Origin of the sequence: Chlorogloea sp. CCALA 695, assembly GCF_003003885.1 — a bacterium.
Taxonomy (GTDB): Bacteria; Cyanobacteriota; Cyanobacteriia; order Cyanobacteriales; family Chroococcidiopsidaceae; genus Aliterella.
Window position 1 is genome coordinate 59,665 of record NZ_PVWN01000024.1, and the last position, 6,535, is coordinate 66,199.

The following is a 6,535-nucleotide window of genomic DNA, read 5'->3' on the forward strand; positions in this document are numbered from 1 at the left end:
AGATACCCGCAATCTAAATTACTTCAAATTAGCTATATTACTTTTTGCTTTTATTAGTTGAAAATACTTAGCGTAAAAACACAAATAAATTATTTATAAGTATTGTTTATGTATATCTACTTACAAGTAAATAAGTTATTTTGCAAAGCTGTTGAATACTGGCGTTTCTACACCTAAATTGAAGTGCAACATAAATTTTTTGCTGTTATATAGGCAAACAATAATTTTAAGGTTAAAGTTTATAGGGAACTTAAATATCAAGCTTATTTGATTTTAGATTTTTAGGAAAGAATCTAAAATTAACTTCTCAGTAAAAAATACAGGATTTAGTAATGATAAATTGGTCGTCCCGGATTCCTTATCCTCGGTCATGGATAAGTGCAATCTTTTTATGTTTAATTTTATCTGGTTTAGTAAAAGGAGCAGATAAAGTTTTGAAAATCGGCTATTATTTGACTCGGCATCTGCCGAGATTAGATGCCATGTTTGGACTAATTACTATATTATCGCCTATTTTATTTATTGCAATTATTCACCACTTTCTTAACTTATTACTAGATGTTCTCTTGCCAAATAACGAATTATTAAAACTAGATAAAGTCCAAGGTTGGAATCCTGGTTTAATTAGCTGGTGGAAAGGCTTGTACAGTTGGCTAGTTATATTTCTAGCAACAATAATCACCATTGGAGTTTTAGATTTTCTTGTTATTGATGTTAGTTCAGTTAGGTATTTGTATCACGGCAGTCGCGATAATTTGCTAGTTTCAATAATAGTGATTATTTGGGTTACTACTGCCGCTTATCTTTATCATTTTGAACATTTAGTAAAGCGTTCGGTAATTGCTACTGCTAAAAGCCAGTAAAAATAGCAAAGTCAGAAAGACAAAGTAGGATGCGCTTTATATAACTTGATATTTATATAGGAAAGTAATAACATGAGTGCTAAAATTGCGCCGACAAATTTTATAAATGACTTAGATCGAGTATCTCAATCGCGTTTGCAGGTATCGCAAAGCCTTTATGCAATCGCCCAAACTCTAGAAAAAGCAGAATTAGAGGGCGAAAAACAATCGGGAAAGCTAGAATTATCTAGAGATATAGAAGATATAGCTAAAGCAAGTATTGCCTTGCGTAATGGGGTTTTTAGGCTGTTAGTATTGGGCGATATGAAGCGAGGTAAAAGTACATTTTTAAATGCTTTAATTGGCGAAAATTTATTACCTAGTGATGTTAATCCTTGTACGGCAATATTAACGATTTTGCGGTACGGGTTAGAAAAAAAAGTAACGGTTCACTTTAATAATGGTACTAGCCCAGAAAACTTAGATTTTAAAACTTTTAAGCAGCGCTATACTATTGATGGGTCAGAAGCAAAAGAACTAGAACAACAAAAAAAACTTGCTTTTCCTGAAGTTAGTCATGCGGTAGTTGAGTATCCTTTATCATTACTAGAAAAAGGCGTAGAAATTATTGATAGTCCTGGCTTAAATGATACAGAAGCCCGAAACGAATTATCTTTAGGTTACGTTAATAATTGCCATGCTATTTTGTTTGTAATGCGTGCTTCTCAGCCTTGTACGCTTGGAGAACGCCGTTATTTAGAAAACTATATCAAAAGTCGAGGTTTAACAGTTTTCTTTTTAATTAATGCTTGGGATCAAGTAAAAGAAAGCTTAATCGATCCTGACGATAAGGAAGAATTAGCGGAATCTGAAGAAAAATTACGCCGAGTTTTCAAAGCAAACTTAGCTGAATATTGCCAAATAGACGGATACGATGTTTATGACGAGCGAGTGTTTGAAGTTTCTTCAATTCAGGCATTACGGCGACGATTAAAAAATCCTGATGCTTCCTTAGAAGGTACTGGATTTACTGAATTTATGAGTGCTATTAGCACTTTTTTAACTAAAGAAAGAGCAGTTTCGGAACTCAGACAAGCAAGAACTTTAGCACGGCTTGCTTACCAACACGTCAACGAAGCAATCGAACGCCGCGTACCTTTGTTAGAACAAGATATTGAGGAGTTAAAACGGCGGATTGATTCGGTAGAACCAGAATTTGATAAGTTGACAGATATTAGCAACCAATTTCAAACCGAAATTAGAACAGTTAAGCAACAAAAAGCACGAGAAGTTGCTGATGCTTTTCGCACTTATGTTCTCAATTTAGGCGATACTTTTGAGTCAGACTTTCTGCGCTATCAGCCCGAATTGAAATTTATGGACTTTTTAGATAGAGGTAAACGAGAAGCTTTTGAAATGGCGCTTAAACAGGCTTTTGAAAAATATCTTCATGACAAGTTAGCAGCATTTAGCGTTATTGGCGAACAACAAATGAATGCGGCTTTTGGGCAATTATCGCAAAGTGCGGCTCATTATGGCGCTTCTTACAGCAAAGTTACCGACAAAATTACCGAAAAACTTACTGGGCAAAAAGTTCAAATAGGTAGCGCTGCAACAGAAGATAATTCCCCAAGTTGGGCAAAATGGGCAATGGGTTTAATTTCCCTAGCTTCTGGTAATGTAGCAGGAGTCGCCCTTGCTGGGGTAGGTATGGATTGGAAAAATATCATGCTCAATTTAGTTGCGGTAATTGGGATTGGTGGTGCGATCGCAACTTTTTCGGGAATTATTTTAGGCCCAATTAGTTTAGCACTTCTGGCTTTGGGAATTGGAGCTATGCAAGCCGATAGCGCTCGTCAGCAATTGGTTAAAGCCACAAAAAAAGAGTTAATCAAATACTTGCCCCAAGTAGCACAAGAGCAATGGCAACCCGTTTATGATGCCGTGCAAGAGTGTTTTGAAGCTTACGAAACAGAAGTGAATGCAAGAATCAATGATGATATTAAAGCGCGCAAGTCTGAGTTAGAAAACTTGAGCGTTCAAAAAGCATCCCACGAAATTGATCGCGTTGCAGAGTTAGCACGGTTGAGAATGTTGGAAAATAACATCTCTGACGAAGTTAAGAGCGTTGAGAGCGCTTATCAACATCTTTTGTCAGCCTAAAACTGTATGCAAGAAGTTAATGTTACACAGGCTTTAAAAGCAGCGATTGGATTGTTAGACAAGGAGCAGTATTCGCAGTTGCGTAAAGATGCAATTTCTATTTGCGACTATGTGGCAAATCCTGTCTATCAAATTGCTGTATTCGCCCCTTTTAACTACGGTAAGTCAACGCTGCTAAATGCTATGCTTGGTAGCCGTACTTTGCCAATCGATCTAATTCCGACAACGGGTGCGGCAATTCGTGTTGGTTATGGAGAGGAGTTGCAGACGCGGATTATTCTAACTGATGGTACAGAAATAAGCAGTCGCGGTACGCAGATTTTACAAGAATACGCCTTATTAGACGAGCAACGATGTATGCGGAGCGATGTTGCATCAATAGATGTTTTTTATCCTCATCCTTTCTTGCAAACCGGGGTAGAATTGCTTGATTTGCCTGGTACAAACGATCGCCAAGTTCAAGACGATCTAGTACGCGATCGCTTATTAACCGCCGATTTGGTAGTACAGGTACTAGATGCGCGTAAGCTGATGACTTTGGGAGAGCGAGAAAACTTGCGCGATTGGTTGCTGGATCGAGGAATTACAACAGTAGTTTTTGTCGTTAATTTTCTCAATTTATTAGAATCTGACGAGCAAAAAGAAGTATTCCACCGCTTGCGATTTGTGGCTGAAAGTTTCCGCTCTCAGCTACCGCCAGGAATTAGTAACTTGTATCGCGTTGATGCTTTACCTGCTTTAAGATCCAGGCTCAAAGGAGATGTAGCGGCGGCTCAAATTAGCGGGCTTTCTACCTTTGAATCGGCTTTGCAAAGTATAGTAGCGGTGCAAAAAGAGCAGATCGATCATCGTTTATCGCGTGTAGAAGAAATTGCCTCTCAAGTAAAAACTGCTCTAGAAGCTAAGAAACAAGCGATTTTAGTAGAAATAGCCGCCGCCAAAGCAAATCATCAATCAAAAATTGACATCAAACAAAAAGCCGAAACTTTAATTAAACAAGGTTTTCAAGCAAGTAGCAGCAAGTTTCAAAGCTGGCTATATTTACCAAGCTTATTAGAGCGCCATCAAGGGGAATTTGTTTTAGCTTTACAACAAGGCAACTTTGATAATTGGCAAGAACAATTTAAGTTAGCAGTTTTAGAACATCAAAAGGCAATTAGTCAATGGATTGATCAAGCTTGCGATTTTTTTAATACCAAGCATCCTGACAAACTAGCAATTTCTTTTCCTGTTGCTCCTCAACTCTCTATCCTGCAACCGCCAGCAACTAAAGCAAGTAGTAACGATATTACACCAGTTGCGATCGCAACTGGTTTTGGCTGGCTATTAGGTGGCCCTGTCGGTGCGGCGGTAGTGGGTGGTGTAAGCTATATTTTGAACCAAACGGGGGAACAAGAAAAACCCGAATCAACGGGCGATTATCAACAACAAATTACTCAAACTTATACTGTTGCTGCCAAAAATTATTTAACTTATTTTAGTAAAGATGCTTTTACAACGCTTTATCAGTATGAAAAATTAGCCATTCAATCTATTGAGTTTCAAAAAAATAAAGAATCTTTAGAAGTAACTAAACAAAATTATCAGGTGCAGTTAATAAATAATTTATTAGAAATGTTATGAATAGTTTTGAAGCCTGGGAGATTGAGGCAGACTTACAAAAATTAAAAACTCAAATGCGTAATCCTCAAGCGAAAGTAAATCCTCCTGATGCTCAATATACTCCGCCAACTAGTGACAGTAAAACAGGAAAAAAATATCTATCGCAGGAGATTGAGGAAGAATTAGAGCAGTTAAAAGCCCAAATGCGTGATCCTCAAAGTCAGACAAATAGCCCAAATGCTGCATACACTCCACCTGTAAACGATAAAAATAAAGTATTTTATGAAATCCTAGAGATTAAAAGTGGTGCTTCTAAAAATGAAATCAAACAAGCCTACAAACGTCTAGCTAAGAAATGGCATCCCGATGTATTTTTTAATGAACCTCAACGGCAATTGCAAGCTCAAGAAAAATTTAAGAAAATTATCGAAGCTTATAAAAAGCTATCTGCTTGTTAATTTGTAGAAATTAGCTCAAGTTAAGTAACCTCCAGTTAGTTAACTTCTAAGCATATTGCTGGTAACATAACCTAAAATTACTTTAATTATGGATTTATCAATTCAAGCGCTGCGCCGTTGTTGCGCGTCTTTACTCCTATATCAATCTGTCTTAACTAATCCTGTTGGAAAGTCATTTATCGAATTATTGCAAGCGTTGCATCAAATTGAACTAATGCAAGCTATGCGTCATAGCGATATTGATGAAATTGCTGCTATTGAAGCTTATGCTACGTGGTTTAAGGCAATTTCTCAAACTAACCAAAGTTGGCAAGATTTTCTCATTACTCAAATCCTGCTAAATGACAATCCTTTCTCTAAACAAGTTCAGCATACCGATTTAGCTAATTTACCACCAGCATTAATCGCCGCTACAAAGCAAGATTTGCAATCTTTGCAGCTACTCTATCAATGTAGCAGCGACTTATTAAGCGAATGGGTGCGCTCGGCTACTAATTTTGCTCCGGTTGTTTGGGATTACCAATCGCCAACTCAAACTAAGCTACAACAGTTGGATAATTGGGCAGATGGTTTAGAAGATTTAGCCGCCTATTATCAGCAGTATGGTACAGGTTTATTTGCACAATACCAGGCTTTACGCTGGCAATCAGGGCAGCTTGTGGGTATAAATACTCCCGACCCCGTGGAAGTAAATCAACTGGCGGGTTACGAGTACCAGCGCGATACTTTAATTAAAAATACAGAGTTTTTACTCGCAGGTTATCCAGCTTTGCACGTCTTACTCTACGGTAGTCGCGGTTCGGGTAAATCTTCCTTAGTTAAAGGATTGCTGCATGAATATCAAAGTCGCCAACTGCGGATAATTGAAGTTGCTAAATCGGACTTGCAAGCATTACCAACCATTTTGGAGCAGTTGCACGGCGCTGTACAGAAGTTCATTATCTTTGTAGACGATTTATCATTTGAGGAAGATGATGATGCTTTTAAGGCTCTTAAAGTGGTGCTGGAGGGCAATTTAACCGCCCGTCCCCAAAATGTAGTTGTCTATGCGACTTCTAATCGGCGACACTTAATTAAAGAATTTTTTGACGATCGCCCTACACCAAGAAATAGCGATGAAGTCCATGCTTGGGATACAATGCAGGAAAAATTATCTTTTAGCGATCGCTTTGGTTTAACTATAACTTTTGAGAGCGCTGATCAAAAAACCTATTTAAAAATTGTTCATCACTTAGCCGCTCAAGCTAATATTACTCTTAGTCAGCAAAACTTAGAATATCAGGCTTTGCAATGGGCTACTCGTCATAATGGGCGTTCAGGAAGGACTGCACGACAGTTTATTGACTTTATGCAAGCAGATTTAGCAGCTAAGTAAAAGAATTATTTAGATAACACTTATAATTGCGGAATTATTTTAGCAAAACTCGTCCGTAGTAGTACAATACTTTATCCTGCGCCTCGCCTGTATTT

5 protein-coding genes are annotated in these 6,535 nt (G+C 37.8%); all 5 read left to right on the forward strand.

Features of this window, described 5'->3' with window-relative positions; translation table 11 throughout:
• Positions 1–332: 332 nt before the first annotated feature.
• The 5 genes from C7B70_RS13965 to C7B70_RS13985 all read left to right on the forward strand — a co-directional run bounded on the left by C7B70_RS13965 (position 333) and on the right by C7B70_RS13985 (position 6,440).
• Positions 333–863, forward strand: a complete 531-nt coding sequence (locus tag C7B70_RS13965; protein WP_106369643.1) for a hypothetical protein — start codon at positions 333–335, stop codon at positions 861–863.
• A gap of 72 nt (positions 864–935) precedes the next feature.
• Positions 936–3,005 carry a dynamin family protein gene (locus C7B70_RS13970; RefSeq protein WP_106369644.1) on the forward strand — a complete coding sequence of 690 codons (2,070 nt, stop codon included), beginning with the start codon at positions 936–938 and terminating at the stop codon, positions 3,003–3,005.
• A 6-nt stretch (positions 3,006–3,011) separates the two neighbouring features.
• The gene (locus C7B70_RS13975; RefSeq protein ID WP_106369645.1) at positions 3,012–4,628 is read left to right on the forward strand and encodes a dynamin family protein; all 1,617 of its coding nucleotides are present in this window, start codon (positions 3,012–3,014) and stop codon (positions 4,626–4,628) included.
• Positions 4,625–5,065: a J domain-containing protein gene (locus C7B70_RS13980; protein ID WP_106369646.1), complete on the forward strand. Its 441-nt coding sequence runs from the start codon at positions 4,625–4,627 to the stop codon at positions 5,063–5,065. The genes C7B70_RS13975 and C7B70_RS13980 overlap by 4 nt, the downstream gene beginning before the upstream one ends.
• Positions 5,066–5,153: 88 nt before the next feature.
• Positions 5,154–6,440: an ATP-binding protein gene (locus tag C7B70_RS13985; protein WP_106369647.1), complete on the forward strand. Its 1,287-nt coding sequence runs from the start codon at positions 5,154–5,156 to the stop codon at positions 6,438–6,440.
• Positions 6,441–6,535 lie beyond the last annotated feature (95 nt).